We start from the raw sequence: 21,438 nt of genomic DNA on the forward strand, positions 1-21,438 counted from the left end.
AATCGGATAGGAAAGATCATAAAACCTCTTATTTCAAAGGCATTTTCCATTCTAACATAAATCACAATTCATATCCGCACTTTTCTTAAAAAAATACATTTTATTATGAAACATTCATGAACGTTCGTCTTTTTCATTATAAAGCGAAACTTTAATGAACGGGAGTTTCACTTCACACAAATAGCCGAACCAACAAAAAATGAGCATCAAGTTTCACTTGATGCTCACCTCATTATACTGCTTTTTCTTTATCAGCTACCGCTGGCTTATCCCAACACTCTGTATTGTTCAAACCTGGAATAGACTCCGCATAAAAGACTGGATCTTTCCCTTGTTTCTTTTGCTTAATATAATCTGATAACGCTGCGAAAGCGTACTTAGAAAGGAATACAATTGCTACTAAGTTAATAACAGCCATAATTCCCATAAATAAATCTGCTAAATCCCAAACGATTTGAATTGTCGCTACAGATCCTAGCATAACCATACCAAGTACAGCAATGCGGTATGCATTTAATAGCACTTTACTTCCATTTAAGAATTCAATATTTGTTTCACCATAGTAGTAGTTACCTACTAATGAACTAAATGCAAACAAGAAGATTGCAACTGCTACAAATATAGAAGCCCATGGACCGATATGTTGACTTAACGCCTGCTGCGTTAATTGAATTCCATTTAAATCAGCTGCATTATGAACATCTGATAAAAGAATAATAAATGCTGTACAACTACAAATTAATAATGTATCTGTAAATACCCCTAAAGTTTGAATGAACCCTTGTTTAACTGGGTGCGTTACGTTTGCAGTCGCTGCTGCGTTCGGCGCACTACCCATACCTGCTTCATTTGAGAATAATCCACGTTTTACTCCTAATAAAATCGCAGCTCCTAATCCTCCACCTACTACTTCTTTAATTCCGAAAGCATGTAAGAAAATTTCTTTAAATACATATGGAATTGCCGTAATGTTTGTTACAACAACAAATAATGCCACTGCTACATAAATAATTGCCATTACTGGAACAATCATTTCAACCGCGCGAGCAATTCGTTTTACTCCGCCGAAAATAATAACTGCAAGTAAACCAGCCATAACAAGACCTACTAATCTACTATCTGTTTTGAATGCCCCATCAAAAGCTGCTGCTACAGTATTAGACTGTACAGCGTTAAAAATCAATCCGAAACTCACTGTTATTAAAACAGAGAAAATAGCTCCAAGCCAGCGCTTATTTAATCCCTTTTCCATATAATACGCTGGACCTCCACGGAACGCATTCCCATCTTTCACTTTATAAATTTGCGCTAATGTGCTCTCTACAAATGCAGAAGCACCCCCAATTACCGCGATTAACCACATCCAAAATACTGCTCCTGGACCACCAGCTGAGATCGCAATAGCTACACCAGCTAAGTTACCAGTACCTACACGAGAAGCTGTACTCATACAAAACGCTTGGAATGATGATACACCACTCTTCTCTTTTTGCGCTTTCCTCGTTTTCGAGCTTGCCCCATCCCCAAGCAAACGAATCATTTCACCGAAGTAACGAACTTGGACAAATTTCACACGAAATGAAAAATAGAGTCCTAACCCAATTAACATCGCAATAATGATATATGACCAAAGGACATTATTTACATCCCCAATTACCTTAGTTAAAAAATCCATATTTGCATTGCCCCCTCTTCCTAACAATAAGAAAATTATATTCTAAAAACTTTAAGTAATCAAGAAGTTTATGTTAGGTTTTATGACACGAGTGTGTTACCTATCTTAACACGCGTGTCTTTTCACATAAAAACATAGCCATTACATGCATTTATCCAATATTCAATCACTTATCCTATTCGAGCAGTCATACTTTTAAAACAGTACGTTCCCCACAAATAACGAGAGAGAGAGAGAGAAATAAACAAAAAAGTTATATTAATAATTACCTCTCATCCTTTTCATCATTTACTACAACAAAAAAAGGCGAGCATCGAATTTACCTCGATGCTCACCTTTTCAATTACACTGCTTTTTCTTTATCTGTTACCGCTGACTTATCCCAGCACTCTGTATTCGTTAAACCAGGAATAGAATCTGCACTGAAGACTGGATCTTTCCCTTGTTTCTTTTGCCTTACATAGTCTGCCAATGCCGCATACGCAAATCGGCCAAGAAGTGTAATCGCAATTAAGTTCGTGATTACCATTAGACCCATAAATAAGTCTGCCATATTCCATACAACTTGAAGCGTCGCAACAGAACCGAATAATACCATTCCAACTACCGCAATACGGTAAATTGTTAACCACGTTTTACTTTGCTTAATGAATTCAATATTTGTTTCACCATAATAGTAGTTTCCTAGAAGTGAACTAAATGCAAATAAGAAAATAATAATCGCTAAGAAACTGCTCGCCCATGGGCCAATTTGTGAACTTAATGCATTTTGTGTTAATTCAATACCTTCTAAATTCGTTGCTTTATACGCACCAGAACATAGTACGATAAATGCTGTTGATGTACATACTAAGAATGTATCTACTAATACTCCAATTGTTTGAATAAAACCTTGTTTTGCTGGATGCGTTACATCAGCTGTTGCTGCCGCGTTCGGCGCACTACCCATACCTGCTTCGTTCGCAAATAATCCGCGCTGAATACCATATTTCATCGCAGCACCGATACCACCGCCTACAGCTGAATCTAAACCGAATGCACCTTTAAAGATTTCCGTAAACACATCTGGTATTAAATAGAAGTTTTTAATGACAACAAAAATCGCTACTGCAATATAAATAAGCGCCATTGGCGGAACGATCATTTCCGACATACGTGCAATACTTTTTACACCACCAAAAATAATAACCCCAACTAATGCAGCTAATACAATCCCAACAATATAACGCTCTAAACCAAATGCATTTTCAAACGCTAATGTTACTGTATTTGCTTGTACTGAGTTGAAAATTAAACCGTAACTAATTGTAATCAGAATAGAGAACCAAATCCCCATCCAACGTTTATTTAAACCTTTTTCCATATAATAAGCAGGACCACCACGGAAGCCACTGCCATCTTTTATTTTATAAATTTGCGCAAGCGTACTCTCTACGAAACTTGAAGACGCACCGATAATCGCAATAACCCACATCCAAAATACCGCTCCAGGTCCTCCCATAGAAATAGCTAGCGCTACACCAGCTAAGTTCCCGATACCAATACGAGCTGCAGAACTCATACAAAATGCTTGGAACGATGATACGCTGCCCTTTTTACGTGTCTTGCCAGTTAGTCCATCACTCATTAAACGAATCATTTCCCCTAAATGAGTAATTTGTACGAATTTCAATTTAATAGAAAAATAAAGCCCTAAACCAATTAACATTGCAATAAGAATATATGACCAAAGAATCGTATTCGTCGACGAAACGAATTGTTCCAAAATATTCATACAATTAACCCCCTCCTTTTCTCCATAAATCGAATTATATTCAAAAAATATTCAAAAATCAACATTTTTCGACAGCTTGCGACTTCCAAATATTAGGCACCTTTCAGTAGATGCATTGTTCTTTTGTGATTTTACTTTTACAAACTGTGCATACTAAACAAAAAATAATTTCATAAACAACACCATTGACAAAAATATATAACTGTAACTATAATGGTTACATCAGGTTGTAACAAACCTAATTACAATACATTCATTCATTTTCAGATATACACGTTAACAAAACACTTTGGAGGGATTTATTATGAAAATCGGTATTATCGGAGCAACTGGTAAAGCTGGAAGTCGTATTTTAAAAGAAGCATTAGATCGCGGACATGAAGTAACTGCAATCGTAAGAAATGCTGCAAAAATTACAGAAGAAAACATCAAAGTTTTAGAGAAAGATGTATTTTCTCTTACATCTAACGACTTGCAAGCATTCGATGTAGTTGTAAATGCATTCGGCGCTCCAGCAGGACAAGAACACCTTCACGTAGATGCAGGAAACGCACTTATTGAAGCTGTGAAAGGTGCACCAAATACAAAATTACTTGTAGTTGGCGGAGCAGGAAGCTTATTTGTAGACGAAGAAAAAACAACACGTGTATTTGATACACAAGGTTTCCCGAGCGAATACCTTGCAACAGCTCAAAACCAAGGTAAAAACTTAGAAATCTTGCAACAAACAAATGATATCGCTTGGACATTCATCAGCCCTTCTGCACTATTCGCATTAGGAAAACGCACTGGTTCTTACAAAGCTGGCAAAGACAATCTTCTTGTTAACTCAAAAGGTGATAGCTACGTAAGTTACGAAGACTTCGCAGTTGCAGCACTTGATGAAATCGAAAACCCAAAACATGTAAACGAACGCTTCACAGTAGTTTCTGAAGCTGAATAATAAAAAAGCTCGTAAAACATAATGTTTTACGAGCTTTTTCTTATTATTGCACTTGCTCTAAGCCATTCGGAGTAATCTTAAAGGATATTTCTTGCCCCTTCATTGCATCCTCTTTTTTAACTAACTCATTCTTTTTGTACCAATTCAAACGACTCGGTTCCGCATGGTATACTTTCAACACGTCTCCATACTCAAATGCCGTTCCATTTACTTGCCCAGCAAAATTCTTTGAAGTCTCTTGTCCTTGTGCCGTTACATGCTTTTTCTCATTTCCATTTTGATCATAAATCGTAAGGCCTATATACTGTTCATTTACAAAGCGATAATGAATCTCATCATTTGTAAATGTTGCATGTAATTTCTTTTCAGCGTGGTTTAACGTAATAATTGAACGTGTTACATCAGCCACACCTTGGTATACTATACTATCTCCATACGTCACTTCTAATGAAACTTCCGTCACTTTCTTGTTACCAAAGCGATCTTTCGTTTCTACTTTTACTTTTTGTTCACCAATTTTTGTTGTATTCGGTTTTTCTACAAATCCGAGTACTTCCCCATCTTTCACTTGAACAAAGTTTTTCGCTTCTAATTTTTCAGCGTCCGTTCCGATTACTACTTTTTGTGGGACTGCTGTTACTTCTTGCTCAGCTTCCATTCTCTCGAAACCTTTTTCCGTTAATTTAAAGTACAACTCTTGTTTCCCTTTACCGTTACTTACAAACTCATTCTTTTGATACCACTTCAAACGATCTGATTCTGCATGATATACCTTAATAACATCACCATATGCGAAGTCTACACCATTTAACTGTTCTGCAAAGTTTTTCGAACTCTCTTGCCCTTCTGCCGAAATAACTTTCTTTTCATTTCCATTTTGATCGTATAGCGTGATTCCCATATATTTTTCATTCTCAAAACGATAATGAACTTTAGCATCCGTAAATGTTGCCTGTAGCTTTTTCGTATTATGATCCGCAGTTACGATAGAACGCGTATTATTACCATCACCTTGGAAGACTAAGCTATCGCCATAAATTACTTCCAATGGCACTTCCGTCACTTTCTTATTTCCAAAACGATCTTTCGTTTCTATTTTCACTTTTTGTTCACCGATTTTTGTTGTATCCGGTTTTTCTACAAATCCAACTACTTCTCCATCTTTCACTTGAACAAAGTTTTTTACATCTAATTTTTCAGCTTCTGTTCCGATTACTACTTTTTGTGGTACTGCTGTTACTTCTTGTTGAGCTTCCATTCTCTCGAAACCATGCTCTGTTATTTTAAAATATAACTTTTGTTCTACTTCCCCTTTTCCCTTACCTACAAACTCGTTATTTTGATACCAGTTTAATCGTTCTGATTCTGCATGATACACTTCCACAACATCACCATATGCGAAGTCTATACCATTTAACTGTTCTGCAAAATTTTTCGAATTCTCTTGCCCTTCTACCGAAATAACTTTCTTTTCATTTCCATTTTGATCATATAGCGTAATTCCCATATATTTTTCATTCTCAAAGCGATAATGAACTTTAGAATCCGTAAATGTTGCCTGTAGCTTTTTCGTATTATGATTCGCCGTTACGATAGAACGTACCGCATCACCATTACCTTGGAAGACTATACTATTTTCGTAGCCAATATTCACTACAACTGGAATTAAATTTTTATTCCCTTTTTCATCTATAATTTCCACTTTTACAGTTTTTTCTCCAATTCCAGGTTTATCTTGTATAATTACACCTGTTACTTTTACACTTTCTCCTAAATTTTGTACAAGTTCGTTTGCTTTTTTCTCATCATATGTAGTACCAACTGCTACATTTTGTATTTTTGTATCATTTGGCTCACCATATGGAACTTCATATGGCTCAGTTTGTTTTTCTCGAATTGGATTACTATCTGTCGATAACCATATTTCTTTTTCAAGATCAGGTAATTGTAATTGATTTATTTTTTCTACAGTTCCTTCATTTGGAGTAAGTCCCCACTTTTCAAAGAATGGAATTAAATTTTGTCCTGCTGCTTTTGACGTCATGTAAATAAACATCTGCTTCTTCTCGTCATCAGATTTAGGCATTTCTACATCATGTAACATACGGTACATTTGGTGCAATTTCGGATAAAATTGATCTCCATAAGCTAAATACAGTTGCCAAAACATAACTAATTTCTCGAATCCATCCATTTTCTCTTGCGCATCCGGTTTATCTAAATATGCAAAGGCCTTTTCATAACGTCCTTCTTTTTCTAGCCTTGTTTTATGTCCAAATGTCGTTTGAACTGCTAAAGAATAAATATTCACAGTTACCTCTCCAAGCTCACTCCATAACCAAGGGACCTGCTGATGTTGATGACCTACTTCATGCCAAGGTCCCCATCCGTCAGCAGTTAATTCTTCTACATCTAATACTGATTTTAAATTCCCTTTTGAATAGGCCGTTCTATATTCCATAGCGTACATATGAGTTTTTGTATACCAATCTTCAACGAAATGAACATAATGTTTACCCCTATTCGTAGCACCTACACCATCTTTTGATAAACCTGATATTTTACTCTCTATATTAAGTATTTCATCATGTTTCTTTAGTAACTCAGTCGGATCTTCTTGCTTCAAATGTTCCTTTACAGTTTCAGGGTGCATAGTTAATAAACTATTTTCCCCTTTCATTTCTATCGCATATGGATTCAGGTTCTCCGCCAGCATACGCTGCCAATCTTTTGTCGTATGTTTCCCTAAAATAAATAAAGGATTTGTGCTTCCGCCTTGCTCCACTTTAGCAGTTACTTCACCTGAATTATTGTAATTATAAAAGTATAATAACCCACCCTTTGGAGAAGAAATTTTGTTCTCACCAGGATTTAAATTAAATTCGATAGGTCCTCCTAATACATTTTCATTTTCATAGGAATATGTACCAATATAAGCTTTAATTTGCTGATCCCCACCTACTTGAATAACTATTTCTTCACCTGGTTTCGCATAAATACCTGTTGGTTCATATGGAGAAAAACTAAATTGACGTTTATGCAAGTCACGTATCTCTTTCACGTCACCTTTTGGCAGCAATTGATACACTCGCTCTTCTTGCTGTTTCTCCTTATTTTCAAGCGACATCTCTGCATACACCCTAGGCACTTCAAGGCCATATGATGTTAATAACGTAACTAAACAAATACCAGCTACTAATACCCTACTCTTTTTTTGCTTTGACATAATCTGTGTCCCCTGTCCTTTTTTTAGACAAACCATCCTACATATATCCATTTAATTAAAAATCCTATTATCTTTATAAAAATATTTAATGTACAGACTAATACCTCTCGCACCTGTATCTATTACTACCGCATTCCTCTCCATGTATTCATTTTCTTACATTGTAAAACTTTTATGTATTGTATCCTCCTCACTTCTCTCTACTTGTGACGAGTTCTCTTCCTACATAAAAAGAGAATAGTAAAAGATACATTTCGGTCTTGTCATCTATACATCTAAAAGCATGATTGACAATAGAATCTTACATTTTCTTCATATATGACCATCTATAGGTAGTTTTTCCAACTGAATTTTACATGCTTTCTACTTTGTTTAATAGGCTTTTCAATACGAATAATATTACAATTTTGTGAATAAAATTCGTTAATTGCAACGTTTGAATTTTATTATATTAATGGTATTGCAAAATAATGAATTACCTTCTTACCTACTCTTTAACGAATCCCATATAATAAAAAGCTCATAAAACAAAATGTTTTACGAGCTTTTCTATTACATGAGGTTTAAATACCTTTTTTAAACTGTCTTTTCCTGTATTCTTTCTGTTCTTTCAAAACCTTGTTCCTTTATTTTAAAGAACACATCATTCACACCATATGTTGTATCATTTAATATATTGCTTTTATATACTTTAAAGCGATCAAACTCTGCTTGATACACTTTTACTACATCACCATACTCGAATGACATCCCATTAACTTGTTCTGCAAATGCTTTCGTATTCTCCATCCCTTCTAATACCATTTGCTTCTTCTCTTTTCCATCCTTATCAAATACAGTTAATCCCATATACTTTTCACCTTTAAAGTAGGTATGAACTGGACCTTCTGAACCTACTGTACTTAACTTTTTATCTTCATGATTTAATGTGATAATCGATTTAATATTCGTTCCACCATGCCATGTACCAAAGAACATAATGCTATCTCCGTAAATCACTTCTACAGGAACTTCCGTTACTTTCTTATTTCCAAAACGATCTTTCGTTTCTACTTTTACTTTTTGTTCGCCGATTTTTGTTGTATTCATCTTTTCTACAAAACCTACTACTTCTCCATCGCTCACTTCAACAAACTTCTTCGCGTCTAACGTTTCGCTATTTGTTCCAATTACTACTTTTTGTGGCACAGCTTTTACTTCTTGCAATGTTTCCATTCTTTCAAAACCTTGCTCTGTAACTTTAAAGAACACTTCATGAACGCCATACTCCGTATCCACGAGTTCGTTCTTTTTGTACACTTTAAATCTATCAAACTCCCTTTGATATACTTTTACTATATCACCATACTCAAAAGTTATTCCATTGAATTGTTCTGCAAATACTTTTGTATTTTCAGATGCTTTTACAGATACTGCTTTCTTCTCTTTTCCAGTTTTATCATATACAGTCATTTCCATATACTTCTCATCTGCAAATAAAGTATGCATTGGACCTTCAGAATTTGTTGTACTAAATTTCTTTTCTTCATGATTTAATGTAACAATCGATTTAATATTCGTTCCACCATACCATGTACCGAAGAACATAATACTATCTCCGTATACTACATTAGCGGAAACAGGTATCGAGTTTAAATTCTCATTTTTATCTATAAGTTCTACATGTACAGTTTGCTTTCCACTTTCGTGTTTAGACCATCGTATCTTTCCTGATACCTTTACATTCTCACCTAAATTTTGTACAAGCTCACTTGCTTTTTTCTCATCAAAATCTGTACCTATCATAAGATCTGGTACTGTATTCACCGCTTCACCATAAGGTACTTTATATGGCTTAACTTGCATTTCACGAATAGGATTATTGTCCCGCGATAACCATATTTTATTCTTTGGTTCAGGTAATTGTAATTTATTCACCTTTTCTATAGTATCCGCTTCTGCATGTAATCCCCATTTTGCAAAATAGGAAATTAAATTTTGTCCAGCCGCTTTTGAAGCCATGTAAATAAATAACTGTTTCTTCTCTCTATCTGTAATAACTCCACCTACATCTAATAGGGGATAATCCGCATCCGATAACACCCTATACATTTGATGAAGCTTCGGATAGAATTGATCTCCATAAATTAAATGTAATTGCCAGAACATTATAATCGGATCTGATTTATCAAAATTCTTTTTGTCCGCTGGTTGATTCAAATACTCAAACGCCTCATCATAACGCTTATCTACTTCCATTCGTGATTTATTTCCAAAGGCTATCTGAACAGCTAAACTGTAAATGTTAACAGTTGTCTCCCCCATACCTTTCCAATTCCAAGGCACTTGTTGATGAAGATGGCCAACTTCATGCCATGCTCCCCAACCATCATGTTTAAACGTCTCTATATCTAATACGTCTTGAATCTCTTCATCTGGATATCCCGTATAATAATCAAACGCATACTTATTACTTGCAAGCGGATATTTAGCTTCAATAAACTGCACATAATGTTCCCCAGCCTTTGCAACCCCCACTCCATCTTCTGATAATCCAGATAATGCATTCTCAATACGAATTGCTTTATCATGTGCCTTCATTAAATCTTTCGGATCCGTATCCTTCATGTATTTCTGTACTGATTCATAACTGGCAGTAATTAAACTTCTCTCACCTTTTAATTCTACTGCATAAGGGTTTTTATACTTTTTGAGCATTTCATCCCAATCTTTTTTCGTATGTTTTCCTAATATAAACAAAGGAAAATGACTACCACCGCTTGTAACAGTTGCGGTAACCTCACCTGTATCATTTAAATTATAAAAGTATAAAACACCTCCATTAGGAGATAAAATTACATTTTTACCAGGCTTCAAATCAAATTCTGTTGGAGTTTCCTTATCATAAGCACGTGTCCCTATGAAGGCTTTAATAGATTGATCCCCTTTTATTTCAATGTTAATTTCTTCATTTTCTTTTGCATAAATTCCAGTTGGTTCATTAACAGATAAATTCCATTTCTGTTTTAAGCGTTCTTTCTCTTCTTCTACATTACCTTTACCCGGTAACCGAAATACTCTCTGCTCAAACTTATTTCCTTTACTCTCTTCTAAATTCCCACCTTTATTCTCTTCCAAAGGTGCCGCATATCCTTTTGATGCTTCAAAAACTAATGGCGATAATAATGTAGATATGCATATTCCAGCTACTAATACCCTAATACTCTTTTTCTTCGACATAATCTGTGTCCCCCATTCCTTTTGTAGTGCAAACCATCCTAAATATATTTATTTACTGTAAAATCAAATTATCGTTATACAATCATTTAATATATACAACTTAATCTCGTGCCCCGATACCTCTTATCATCGTTCACTCTAAAATATATTCATTTTCTTATATAATAAAATTTTTAACTAAAGATACCCTTCACTTTTCTCTATTATTTTGTGATGAGTTCTCTTTTTCATGTCAAAATAATGATGGAAGGTAGTTTTATCAAGTATTGTTGTCTATACATGAAAAATGTGTATAAATATCTCTTTTTTTAACAACTAATTTATAGTTATCCATCTATGGACGGTTTTTCCATATCGAATTGTACACGATTTCTTTCTCATTAGATAGACTTTTGAATTAGATTAATATTACAATTTTATGAATTTAATCCAAAAATCGTAATGTTAAGATTTTAATTCTTTAATATTATTTCAAAATAAAAAACAGTCTTAAAAGATGCTACTCTTTTGTGACAGGTTCTTATTAATTCAGTATACGTTTCATATAAATCTTTTTCCATTTACTCATTCACCTTCAATTTCACCAGTTAAATGAAATCCAATTGATTCATATAATTTTTGGGAAAGTTTATTCTCTGGATATATACTTAAATATATAGCTTTTCGATCATACTCTTTTTGCAAATAATCTATTAGCAAACGTAATAATGCTTTTGCATAACCTTTACCTTAGTATTTACTATCAATCATGAATTGATTTAACTATACAGCCTGCTCTTTTTCTTCAAACCAACCGTACATCGCTTATCCGATTGTCATGTCACCATCATAAAACCCTACTGAAGCAGCATCACCTTTATATTTTGTGTCAGCATCGACTAAACAATCTAAAACTGTACTTTCAATAAACTTATGCTGTTCTCCGGTTACCTTTAAATTAGCAATTTCATTTCGATTTTCATTCGTTATTTTACAAATATGAAGAGTCATAATTCCCTCTTTCTTTCTAATTTCTCATTTTCATTATAAAGTGAAACTTTAATCAGTGGGGGGTTTTGTTCATCCCCCACCTAACTTCTTTGCTTCCGCTAAATTTTGAGGTGGGGGTCTTACTGCACAGCAAATAGCGGGATAATTTATAGTGATGTAAAGAAGCCAAAACAGACTAATTCTAACCCTTTAAAAATTTTTTCGTACTTATAAAAGAGGATACTATAGCAATTTTTCATACCAAAAATTTAGGCCAAGAAAAAAGCACTGGCAAATGCCAATGCTTTTTTCACTATCTTTTAATTTGATTCGGTTTATGCGGTTCATTTGGAGTATATGGCTTATTTGGTTTATTTGGAGCCTCAGCCTTTTTCCAACTTACCGCTAACTCAGGGCTCGTTTTCTCTTCACTACGCTCAAGTAATACTACTGCATTTTGAATAGTAGATGTACCTTTATGCGCAATCCCTTGTAATCTCGTTAAATTTCCTGATACTTTAAAGCTAAATCCACCAGCTGGTGTTTGTTTCGGAATTAAAATGCGGAACTTCTCTCCTACATTAAATTCTGTTTTTGTTTCGCCTTTTTCATTTGCAAATTTCACGCCCGCTGGTGCACCTGTTGCTTGCACTTTATACGTTCCGCTTTTTGCATTTGTTTCTACTGTATATAAACCTGTTTCAAAGAAATCATTTTTCAATACTGCTTCTTGTTCTTCTGTAGGAGTTACACTCATCGTAATTTCTTGTAACTCTTCACTAGCATTTGCTTTTGCAACGATGTCTTTCGTTACTTTCTCTACATTTTTATTGCGGAAATCTAAATCATTAACATCAATTTGTTTTAACGCATTCCACACTGCCAGCTGCGTTGCGTAATGCGCCTCTCTCCAATCAGATACCCCTAATTCTTGTGGGCTCTTTTGTGGATATCCATTCAACAGTACACGGTACACGTTAATATCTACTTTACCCATTTCTGGTAAGTCTTGACCGCTCGGAGATTTTAAGTCTACATTTAAGCAAAATGCAATTTTTCCATCTGCCGTTTTAATAAGTTCTGTTCGAATTGGTTTCTTCTTTGACCTACTATAACTCCAATCCATTTCATACTTTGTATGGTCCATAACTTCTGCGAATGCTTTTTGAAGTGGGAATAATACAAATAAGACACTTAAAAACATAGCTAAAAGTTTGAACGATTGCTTTATATTCATATTTACAGCCCCTTAATAACAAACTTAATACTAAGTAGTATTTAATTAGAAAATATTTTTATGCACAAAAAAAGAGTGCATAAAAGCACTCTTTTTTCTTTCTTACTTTAATCTTAGAAATCGAAGTTATCAGGATCTGGACCAACGCGATGATTTTCGTTTAACGCATCGATTGTTTCCATGTCTTCTTTTGTTAATTCAAAGTTAAATACATCCGCGTTTGCAATAATGCGGTGTTCTTTCGTTGATTTTGGAATTGTGATTACTCCGTTTTGAAGATCCCAACGTAAAATCACTTGTGCTGTTGTTTTACCGTGTTTCTCAGCAATTGCTTGTAATGTTTCGTTATCTAATAATTGACCTTGCATAAGTGGTGACCATGCTTCCATTTGAATACCTTGTTCTTTACAGAAAGCTTGTAATTCTTTTTGTGTTAAACGAGGGTGGTATTCTACTTGGTTAATCATTGGCTTAATTTCTGCATCTTTCATTACATCTTGTAAGTGGTGAATTTGGAAGTTACTTACGCCAATTGCACGTACGCGATCTTCTTTATAAAGTGTTTCTAGCGCTCTCCACGTATCTTTATATTTTCCTTCTACAGGCCAGTGAACAAGATATAGGTCTAAATAATCTAGTTCTAATTTCTTTAAGCTCTCTTCGTATGCAGCAATTGTTTCTTCGTATCCTTGATCTGCGTTCCATACTTTTGAAGTGATAAATAATTCTTCTCTTGAAATACCAGTCGCTTCAATACCGGCACGTATTCCTTCACCTACAGCTTTTTCATTTCCGTAAATTGCAGCTGTATCGATGCTACGGTATCCTGCTTTAATAGCTGATTTTACAGCTTCTACAAGTTCTGGTCCTTCTTCTACTTTAAATACACCTAAACCGAACCAAGGCATTTCTACACCATTATTTAATACTGTTTTACTTTGTAAGTTTTTCATTTTATTTTCTCTCCTTTTATTTTACTTGATCTCTTTTTTCTAATGTCATGCTCCACGCTGTTAAAATCACAGCACCTACTACCATAATTCCGCCTACCCAAGCCGTATGAATTAATCCTAACGAGTTCGTTACAATACCGCCCAAGTAAGCACCAAGAGCAATTCCTGCGTTAAATGCTGCAATGTTAATCGCCGATGCTACATCAACAGCGCTAGGTACAAACCTCTCAGCCAAGATAACGACATACACTTGTAGCCCTGGAACATTCATAAATGCGAATAGTCCCATGAAAATAATTGTAATGAATCCAGCAACTTTAAATGGCGCTGTAAATGTTAAAACAAATAATACAATCGCTTGAATAAAGAACATGTAAAATAACGCTCGAATCGGATTATGATTTGATAATTTTCCGCCGACCATATTCCCAATCGCAATTGCAATTCCGTACACTAACAAAATAATTGTAACGGTACTTGCTTTAAATCCTGTTACTTCTTGTAATAACGGAGATAAATACGTAAATGTTACGAATGTTCCCCCGTATCCTAATGCAGTAATGATAAATACAAGTAATAGTCTTCCGTTCGTAATCAACTTAAATTGATCGTGAAATGATACAGACGTACCCTTTTTTAAGTTAGAAGGAATTAGCATACTGTTGGCGATTAAAGCAACTATTCCAATTGCCACAATAACAATAAACGAGGCCCTCCAACCAAATTGTTGACCGATAAATGTTCCAATTGGTACACCTGTAATAGTCGCAACAGTTAAACCAGTAAACATAAATGCTATTGCACTTGCACGTTTATTCTCAGGTACAAGCGCAGCCGCAATTGTAGATCCAATTGACATAAAAACCCCATGCGCAAATGCAGATACAACCCTCGCGATAAGTAACACAGTAAAACTTGTTGCTACTGCCGCAATACCATTGCCAATAATGAAAATAATCATAATCCACATTAACAACGTCTTTCGCGACATACTAGCTGTTAATGACGTCAATACTGGAGCACCAAACGCTACTCCTAATGCATATAAAGAAACGGTTAAACCAGCTGTTGTAACCGAAACATTTAAATCTTTCGAAATAGATGGTAGTAAACCGACACTAATAAACTCGGTCGTACCAATCCCAAATGCACTAATTGCTAGTGCTAATAAAGCAAACATACTTCTTCGATTCGTCTGAACTTCTGAAGATGGTACTGTATATGAACTCAATTGAATTCCTCCTTATTACAAGAAATCCAATCATAATAGTGTGATAAAAAGGCCCTTTTATCTTCTAAAAAATATATTTTATACTTACAAATGCTATTATGAATGGTTTCATTCCTTTTTTGAAGAACGCACTTTAAAGTACGATAGGTACCAAAAAGTAACATAGTCACTTTTAGGTACCGTACTACTCACTTGCTTCTTACATGTGCTATTATGAAACATATTTAACATGATAAAAAGTACGTACTTTAAAGTGCTATAGGTACTAAAAAGTAACATTTGTATTATTAAGCTTACTTTACTCATAAAAGGAGGGTTTCATATGAAGAAATACAATATTCCTGTAGAGGCGACTTTAGAGGTTATCGGTGGAAAATGGAAGGTTGTTATCCTTTGTCATCTAACGAAAGGCACAAAAAGAACGAGTGAACTAAAACGTTTAATGCCTGGTATTACACAAAAAATGTTAACTCAGCAATTACGCGAATTAGAAGACGACGGGGTCATTCAAAGAAAAGTCTACAGCCAAGTCCCACCAAAAGTAGAATACTCCCTTACTGATTACGGTTGGTCTTTAGAATCAATTCTTGACTCTCTTTGTACTTGGGGCGAATGTCATCTTGAAAAAGAAGGTAATACATCGATACTAATTGCAGAAGGTGAATAATAGGAAAAAGGAAAAAACGAACATGAATTTGTTCGTTTTTTCCTTTTTTTCTATATATATATGTACATTTCTAACTAAAACAAAATATTTTATACGCTTTCATACCTTGTCAGCACTAGGTTATACACTCAATATCAAATAATTAGGAATCATTTTTATGTTAACATAGGTGCATATAGTATATAATATAGGATATATATTATATACACTTTCCGGTAGCGGAGCTTTTCCATTATGCGGACAAGCCATGTATCGGACAGTTCATAAACAATAGGTAAGAAAATATGGTTTTAGATATATGTCAGCTTGTTTGCTGCCATATATTTAAAGGCATTTTATTGTGTTTTGTGAAACTTTGCATAAAGTTTCGTAAACGTTTACTATCTTACTTATAAAAAATAAGAGTATTGCTATCGTAAAGGAGAATTGGAGATGCCAGAAACTATGACTCAAACAAAGCCAGAACAAGAAACTGTACAAATTTCTGCTAGCCAAGGACAACTTGATGTACTTGATCAGTTGTTAAAACCTGAGGTACAAGAATCATTAACAACACTAGTAGAACAGCTTCCAAAATTAACTGAGCTTGTTAACATTTTAACTAAGTCTTATGACTTCGCTCAAACTGTTGCTACTGATGAAGTATTAAAAAGCGACACTGTTGGTGCAATTACAGAGCTTGTAGAACCTGTAAAAGATACAGTGAAAAGCATGGCTGCAACTGCAATCGAAGCGAAAGATCGTGCTGACGAAAGTACTGAAGTTATCGGCCTATTCGGTCTATTAAAATTACTAAAAGATCCACAAGCACAAAAAATGTTCCGCTTTGTGAACGCATATCTTCAAATTAGTGCAGAACGTAACAATAAATAATTTAACTTATAACAACAATTAGTAAAGACGGGGGATATCATACTATGTCAAAACAAATTGTCATCTTAGGCGCTGGTTATGGCGGTCTTCTTGCCGCTTTAAACGTACGTAAATATTACAGCAAATCAGAAGCACAAGTTACAGTGATTAACCAATACCCAACACACCAAATCATCACTGAACTACACCGCCTTGCAGCTGGTAACGTTGCTGAGCAAGCAATTGCAATGCCACTTACAAAGCTTTTCAAAGGCAAAGACATCGATCTTAAAATTGCAACAGTTGAGTCATTCTCAGTTGATAGCAAAGAAATCAAACTAGCTGGCGGCACTACTTTATCTTACGATGCACTTGTAGTTGCTTTAGGAAGTAAAACTGCTTACTTCGGTATTCCAGGACTAGAAGAAAACAGCATGGTATTAAAATCTGCTGCTGATGCAAACAAAATCTACAAACACGTTGAAGACCGTATTCGTGAATACGCGAAAACGAAAAACGAAGCTGATGCTACAATCGTAATCGGTGGTGGCGGATTAACTGGTGTTGAGCTAGTTGGTGAGCTTGCTGACATTATGCCTAAACTTGCAAAAAGCCACGGCGTAAATCCAAAAGAAGTTAAACTTCTTCTTGTTGAAGCAGGTCCAAAAATCCTTCCAGTATTACCAGATCACTTAATCGAACGTGCAACTACTAGCCTAGAAGCACGCGGTGTTACATTCTTAACAGGTCTTCCTGTAACAAACGTTGCTGGCAATGAAATCGACTTAAAAGACGGTCAAAAACTTGTTGCTAACACATTCGTTTGGACAGGTGGCGTACAAGGTAACCCATTAATCGGTGAATCAGGTCTTGAAGTTAACCGTGGCCGTGCAACAGTTGATGCATACCTACAATCTACTTCTCACAAAGACGTATTCGTTGCTGGAGACAGCGCTGTTGTCTTCTCTCCAGACGGTCGTCCATACCCACCAACTGCACAAATCGCTTGGCAAATGGGTGAGCTAATTGGATACAACTTATACGCAGCACTAGAGGGCAAAGCATTCGAAGAGTTCGCACCTGTAAACTCTGGAACACTTGCTAGTCTAGGACGTAAAGATGCCGTTGCTACAATTGGAGCAAGCAATACTCCACTTAAAGGCTTACCAGCATCATTAATGAAAGAAGCAAGTAACGTTCGTTACTTATCACACATTAAAGGTCTATTCAGCTTAGCTTACTAATCTGAATATAAGCCCGAATCATGCCCTGCATGGTTCGGGCTATTTTTATCCGTAATTTTCTCTAACTTATATATTCGGCAGAAGAATAATATAACCCTTTTAATTGTCTAAATTTACTGATTATTTTACGTCTAAATTGTGTATATGAAAGGGGTGGAAGTATTCTTCCTACTCCCACCCCTTTCACACAAACTATTCTCCTAATTTCACAAGGCTATAGTTCTTCTTCCCTTTACGAATAATAATAAATCTTCCATCAAATGAATTTTCTACAGTAACATCCGTACCCAAATCTGTTACTTTCTCACCATTCATAGAAATCGCACCATTATTAATGTCCTCGCGTGCTTGTCGTCTGGATGGTTCAATTCCTAAATCAACTAGCCACTCTACAATATTTTTTGTCTCTTTTGAAGACTGGAATGTTGGCATTTCTTTAAAGCCTTGTTCAATTTCATCAGCTGTTAATGATTTAATATCTCCGCTAAATAATGCTGCTGTAATTTTCTCCGCTTGTAATAACGCCTCTTCTCCATGAACGAATTTCGTCATTTCTTCCGCTAACACTTTTTGCGCTTCACGTTTATGAGGCTCCGCTTCTAACTTCGCTGCTAATTCACCAATACGCTCTTTCGTTAAGAACGTAAAGTATTTCAAGTATTTAATTACGTCACGGTCATCTGTATTTACCCAGAACTGGTAAAATTCAAACGGTGTCGTTTTTTCAGGATCAAGCCAAACCGCACCACCTGCTGATTTACCAAACTTCGTACCGTCCGATTTTAATAATAACGGAATCGTTAATCCGAATACTTTCGCCTCATGACCTTCTAACTTACGAATTAAATCTAAACCACTCGTAATATTTCCCCATTGGTCACTACCACCAATTTGAAGTTGAACATCCTCTTTCGTGTATAAATGGTGGAAATCCAGCGCTTGCAAAATTTGGTATGTGAATTCTGTGAAAGAAATACCTGTATCTAAACGGCTTGCTACAATATCCTTCGCTAACATGCTATTGATGCTAAAGTTTTTCCCGTAATCACGTAAAAACTCAATAATATTGATTTCATGTGTCCAATCATAGTTATTTACCATCTTCACTTCGCTATTTCCGCCAAAATCAAATAGCTTTTTCATTTGTGCTGTTAACGCATCTACATTATGCTGAACCACTTCTAACGTTTGAAGTTGACGCTCTGATTGTCGTCCACTCGGATCACCAATTGTTCCTGTTGCCCCGCCAATTAAAATAACAGGATGATGGCCAGCTAATTGGAATCTCTTCATCATCATAAACGGAATCAAATGTCCGATATGCATACTATCACCAGTTGGATCAACTCCGCAGTATAGCGAAATCTTTTTCTCTTCTATTAGCTTACGTAAGCCTTCTTCGTCAGTCTGCTGATTAACGGCACCGCGCCATTCTAATTCATCAATAATATTCATCTTTTGTCATCCCCTTTATTTTTTAAAAACAAAAAAGCCCCTATGTCTACGATAGACATAGGGACGATTATTCACCGTGTTACCACCCAGTTTGCATAAATAGCATAGCTACTCATACCACTCTTAGCAATAATATCGATTGCTAGTCCGCTTAGCATTACCTAAGATACTCCAGAGTGTAATTCGCAAGTTTGTTTGTGCTAGGTTCCAGCAACCCCTAGCTCTCTCATTAACAGTGACAAACTGCTACTGGGCTCTTTCAACGTATGTTATTTGTTAAATTATTAGCCATTATATTGAATTGAAAACAAATTGTCAACAATACCCAAATATTATTTTAAAATAATTCATATCTTCATACGTATTTCGTTATTCCTTATCTTCTCCAATAATCCTTACTTCTCGCTCTAACTTCACGCCAAATTTCTCTTCAACTGTCTTTTGTACGAAGTGAATTAAATCGATGTAATCTTGTGCTGTCCCGTTATCAACATTCACCATAAATCCAGCATGTTTTAAAGAAACTTCTACTCCACCAATTCGCTTACCTTGTAGTCCTGAGTCTTGAATCAACTTACCAGCAAAGTTATTTGGTGGACGCTTAAATACGCTACCACACGAAGGGTATTCTAGAGGCTGTTTTGACTCACGCTTAAACGTTAAATCATCCATTTTTGCTTTAATTTCTTCACGTACACCTTCTTCAAGTTCAAATCTCGCTTCAAGAATAATGTAATGGTTGTTCGCAAATACACTCTTGCGATATCCAAATTCAAATGCTTCTTTCGTCAAAGTACGTAGCTCTCCATCACCTGTCATTACGACAGCTTCTGTTAATACAAACGAAATTTCACCGCCGTATGCACCAGCATTCATATATAATGCTCCGCCAACTGAACCTGGAATACCACAAGCAAACTCAAGACCCGTTAAATTATGATCTAATGCAATGCGTGATACATCAATAATTGCTGCACCACACTGTGCTACAATCGTCGTTCCTGTTACAGTAACACCTGTAATATGAATTAAACTTACTGTAATCCCGCGAATTCCACCATCTTTAATAATGACATTCGATCCATTTCCTAAAAACGTAACTGGAATATTATATTCGTTCGCATATTTGATAACTTCTTGAATTTCATCATAATTTGTAGGCGCAACGAAAACATCTGCTTTTCCGCCAACTTTAATATGCGTATGATTCTTTAACATTTCATCTTGTTTAACATGTCCTTCAGGCAATACCGTACTTAAATATTTATAAACCTCTTGCATATTCATTTTACGATTCCTCTATTTCTATATTCATTTTATCCCGTTATACGGGCCCATAATATCCCCACATACATGAAAGAACCTAAAGTGGTGGATACAGTGTACCCAAAATCAATTCGAGACACCTATAAACCTCTTAATTTATAAGAGGTGCCACTCATATTAAAATATATATTGCATAATAAAGCAACCCAAATGGACTACTAAACTTGACATGTCATCAGAAAGACAACAATTTGTAAAATATGTGACTTTTTCAAAGCACTATCCCTCAGTATCTTACTATACCATACAAAAAGAAAGTGGTATTTTTTTGTACTTTTTACTTTATTTACATCAATGAAAAAAGAGCACATTCCACAGAATGTGCTCTTTCAGAGTGTTGGGAAACCCTTTAGGGTTCCCCACACTCTGGAATCATTTTGATTTTAGCGAATAAAAACAACATAAAATAATAGAGTTTCAAAAAAATAGCCCTCCACCAGACCTTTTTTGGTCAGATGGAGGGCTATTTTTTTCATGTTTTGACAAGTTGCGGTAAGATAAGCCTGCATTTGGACAGACTTCAGCCCCCGAAATCGAGCATATCGATAGCCATGTAGTTCTTTGGCGTCCGCAAAGCTTCGCTCTATAGTTGAACAGCGTACTTTGTACAACTTTTTCCCTGTAACTGTTAGTTTGTTTTTTCTAGCGATATCCTTATATTTCTCCC

At 35.5% G+C, this 21,438-nt stretch carries 13 protein-coding genes, 2 pseudogenes and 1 other annotated feature; of the genes and pseudogenes, 4 read left to right on the forward strand and 11 right to left on the reverse strand.

The window, feature by feature from the left end; all coding sequences use genetic code 11:
- Positions 1–232: 232 nt before the first annotated feature.
- Entirely contained in the window at positions 233–1,675 is a 1,443-nt protein-coding gene (locus C4S65_RS28285) for an alanine/glycine:cation symporter family protein (RefSeq protein ID WP_061666136.1), read from the reverse strand.
- Positions 1,676–2,018: 343 nt separating this feature from the next.
- Positions 2,019–3,449, reverse strand: coding sequence for an alanine/glycine:cation symporter family protein (locus C4S65_RS28290; RefSeq protein WP_086406404.1), 1,431 nt, complete (start codon positions 3,447–3,449; stop codon positions 2,019–2,021).
- 304 nt (positions 3,450–3,753) lie between these two features.
- Here C4S65_RS28290 and C4S65_RS28295 point away from each other — a divergent pair, with 304 nt between their 5' ends.
- The gene (locus C4S65_RS28295; protein ID WP_061666138.1) at positions 3,754–4,392 is read left to right on the forward strand and encodes an NAD(P)-dependent oxidoreductase; all 639 of its coding nucleotides are present in this window, start codon (positions 3,754–3,756) and stop codon (positions 4,390–4,392) included.
- Positions 4,393–4,435: 43 nt separating this feature from the next.
- Here the strand turns inward: C4S65_RS28295 and C4S65_RS28300 are convergent, their stop codons facing one another.
- The 6 genes and pseudogenes from C4S65_RS28300 to C4S65_RS28335 all read right to left on the reverse strand — a co-directional run bounded on the left by C4S65_RS28300 (position 4,436) and on the right by C4S65_RS28335 (position 15,176).
- Positions 4,436–7,618: a putative mucin/carbohydrate-binding domain-containing protein gene (locus C4S65_RS28300; RefSeq protein ID WP_103945697.1), complete on the reverse strand. Its 3,183-nt coding sequence runs from the start codon at positions 7,616–7,618 to the stop codon at positions 4,436–4,438.
- Positions 7,619–8,194: 576 nt separating this feature from the next.
- Entirely contained in the window at positions 8,195–10,837 is a 2,643-nt protein-coding gene (locus C4S65_RS28310; protein WP_103945698.1) for a M60 family metallopeptidase, read from the reverse strand.
- Between the two features lie 564 nt (positions 10,838–11,401).
- Positions 11,402–11,827, reverse strand: a pseudogene (locus C4S65_RS35445) (GNAT family N-acetyltransferase).
- A 292-nt stretch (positions 11,828–12,119) separates the two neighbouring features.
- Entirely contained in the window at positions 12,120–13,043 is a 924-nt protein-coding gene (locus C4S65_RS28325; protein WP_086406399.1) for a thioester domain-containing protein, read from the reverse strand.
- A gap of 113 nt (positions 13,044–13,156) precedes the next feature.
- Positions 13,157–13,996 carry an aldo/keto reductase gene (locus C4S65_RS28330; RefSeq protein WP_000793559.1) on the reverse strand — a complete coding sequence of 280 codons (840 nt, stop codon included), beginning with the start codon at positions 13,994–13,996 and terminating at the stop codon, positions 13,157–13,159.
- A 16-nt stretch (positions 13,997–14,012) separates the two neighbouring features.
- Positions 14,013–15,176 carry an MFS transporter gene (locus tag C4S65_RS28335; RefSeq protein ID WP_003308093.1) on the reverse strand — a complete coding sequence of 388 codons (1,164 nt, stop codon included), beginning with the start codon at positions 15,174–15,176 and terminating at the stop codon, positions 14,013–14,015.
- A gap of 373 nt (positions 15,177–15,549) precedes the next feature.
- Here C4S65_RS28335 and C4S65_RS28345 point away from each other — a divergent pair, with 373 nt between their 5' ends.
- The 3 genes from C4S65_RS28345 (at position 15,550) to C4S65_RS28355 (ending at position 17,990) form a co-directional block, all read left to right on the forward strand.
- Entirely contained in the window at positions 15,550–15,894 is a 345-nt protein-coding gene (locus C4S65_RS28345; protein ID WP_086406397.1) for a helix-turn-helix domain-containing protein, read from the forward strand.
- A 432-nt stretch (positions 15,895–16,326) separates the two neighbouring features.
- Complete coding sequence (locus C4S65_RS28350; RefSeq protein WP_001115310.1) at positions 16,327–16,767, forward strand: DUF1641 domain-containing protein; 441 nt, start codon at positions 16,327–16,329, stop codon at positions 16,765–16,767.
- Positions 16,768–16,811: 44 nt separating this feature from the next.
- On the forward strand, positions 16,812–17,990 hold the full coding sequence (locus C4S65_RS28355) for an NAD(P)/FAD-dependent oxidoreductase (RefSeq protein ID WP_000043197.1): 1,179 nt from the start codon (positions 16,812–16,814) through the stop codon (positions 17,988–17,990).
- A gap of 192 nt (positions 17,991–18,182) precedes the next feature.
- On the opposite strand, the gene tyrS is transcribed toward C4S65_RS28355, so the two are convergent.
- The 3 genes and pseudogenes from tyrS to C4S65_RS28370 form a co-directional block, all read right to left on the reverse strand.
- Complete coding sequence (gene tyrS, locus C4S65_RS28360) at positions 18,183–19,445, reverse strand: tyrosine--tRNA ligase (RefSeq protein WP_086406396.1); 1,263 nt, start codon at positions 19,443–19,445, stop codon at positions 18,183–18,185.
- Between the two features lie 56 nt (positions 19,446–19,501).
- Positions 19,502–19,717: a binding site (T-box leader), on the reverse strand.
- A gap of 97 nt (positions 19,718–19,814) precedes the next feature.
- A complete protein-coding gene (murB, locus tag C4S65_RS28365) occupies positions 19,815–20,732 on the reverse strand; it encodes a UDP-N-acetylmuramate dehydrogenase (protein WP_001057103.1) in 918 nt (305 codons plus the stop codon).
- Positions 20,733–21,143: 411 nt separating this feature from the next.
- A pseudogene (locus tag C4S65_RS28370) lies at positions 21,144–21,438 on the reverse strand (transposase); the annotation flags it as partial.

Source organism: Bacillus sp. ok061, assembly GCF_900108285.1.
GTDB lineage: Bacteria > Bacillota > Bacilli > Bacillales > Bacillaceae_G > Bacillus_A > Bacillus_A thuringiensis_S.